This is a genomic window from Variovorax sp. CF079 (genome assembly GCF_900101545.1).
Classification (GTDB): Bacteria; Pseudomonadota; Gammaproteobacteria; order Burkholderiales; family Burkholderiaceae_C; genus Variovorax.
Genome location: NZ_FMZU01000064.1, coordinates 1 through 1255, shown reverse-complemented (window position 1 = coordinate 1255; position 1255 = coordinate 1). Strand labels below are relative to the sequence as shown.

Annotated in this window: 1 protein-coding gene and 1 pseudogene; one reads left to right on the top strand and one right to left on the bottom strand. The window is 63.9% G+C overall.

Annotation, left to right across the window (positions count from 1 at the left end; all coding sequences use genetic code 11):
• Window positions 1-122: 122 nt before the first annotated feature.
• A complete protein-coding gene (locus BLS74_RS33555; RefSeq protein ID WP_093112352.1) occupies window positions 123-554 on the top strand; it encodes a hypothetical protein in 432 nt (143 codons plus the stop codon).
• Window positions 555-878: 324 nt separating this feature from the next.
• Here the strand turns inward: BLS74_RS33555 and BLS74_RS33550 are convergent.
• A pseudogene (locus BLS74_RS33550) lies at window positions 879-1170 on the bottom strand (type II toxin-antitoxin system RelE/ParE family toxin).
• Window positions 1171-1255 lie beyond the last annotated feature (85 nt).

Sequence of the window (1255 nt, the reverse complement as noted above, 5' to 3'; positions counted from 1 at the left end):
GCTGCATTCAAGCGAATGGGAATCCGCCAAAGGTCGCGCTCCAGACGGTCCGCAAGTTCGGAGGCGCAGCTACCAGAACCTCCAGAACGGCCGCCCCGCGCATGAGACACGCATGCTCGCCGATGTCGACCGCGCGCGCCAGGCGACGAAGCAGCTCGAGGGCGACCTTTCAAAGGAGCAGCAGCGCCGCGTGCGCGGCGAGGAAGCCGGAACTGCTCGACGCCGAGCGTCAGGCGCTGCGCGATGCACAGCAGTCTGCCCAGCAGACCGAACGCGCCCTGCGTGATCAACTCGCCGCCCAGGGCATCGCACTGGCGCAGGCCCAGTCGCAAGGTTCGGCGCTGCAGCAGCGCCTGGACGACCTCCAAGGGCAGTTCGATGAAGAGAGGAGATCGCATGACGGAACCCGTGCGCTGCTCGCCGGTGCGCTGGCGGCAGTGCGCAAGCCAAGAGGGGTACGCAAGCCCTCCCCCGGCGCAGGCGAAGCGTTGCTTGCAGCACCCACGCAGCGGATCGATGCGAGAAAGCCCCCGGGGCTCGCGCCCCGGGAGTAAATCCACCAAGAGGGGTGGAGGAGACAACAGGTTCAGCTTGGTGCGTCTGCAAAGCGATCGCGCCGAATGCACAGGCTACGCAAGCCGCGTGCCACCATGCTCACAATTTTCTGTGGCTTTACGCATTGCTGAAATCTTCTTCGATAGCAGCGGAAGTCAGGGCGCCGAGCCCGCTTGCAGCCTTGGCGCGCGGCCAGATATGACTTCGAGGCCTTCGAGTGCGAGAGTGCGGCAGTCTGGCGGGCAAATTCGTCCGAAGGCCCCAGCCTGATGGACATCGTGCTGGAGCTCGAGTCGAGCATCAATCCGAGCTACAACATTCCATCAGGGACGTGCGGGCGGCCACATCTGTGCGGCGTGCAAGACGCGCAGAATCGTCACGGCAATCGTTGATTCCGAATACACGACCACGTAGTTTGGCCGTACCACCATCTCGCGCGTGCCGCTGACACGCCCCGGCCCGATACAGCTTGGGCTGCTCCCGCAACCGTTCGGCCTTTTCCTCGATCTCCGCGACGAGTGCCAGCGCCGCATCGAGGTTGTCCTGCGCGATGTACTCAACGATGGACAGCAGATCGGCGCGAGCCGCTTCGCGCCATTCAAGTTCTAGGGAAATGCTGATTAAAAGGTCGCGGCGGGCACGGCCCGTGCATGCGTGAAGACACCGCAAATCACAGCAGCACCGAGATGAACCAACGCAG

Coding starts and splice junctions, on each gene's coding strand:
- BLS74_RS33555 (WP_093112352.1), top strand. CDS start 123: ATGTCGACCGCGCGCGCCAGGCGACGAAGCAGCTCGAGGGCGACCTTT.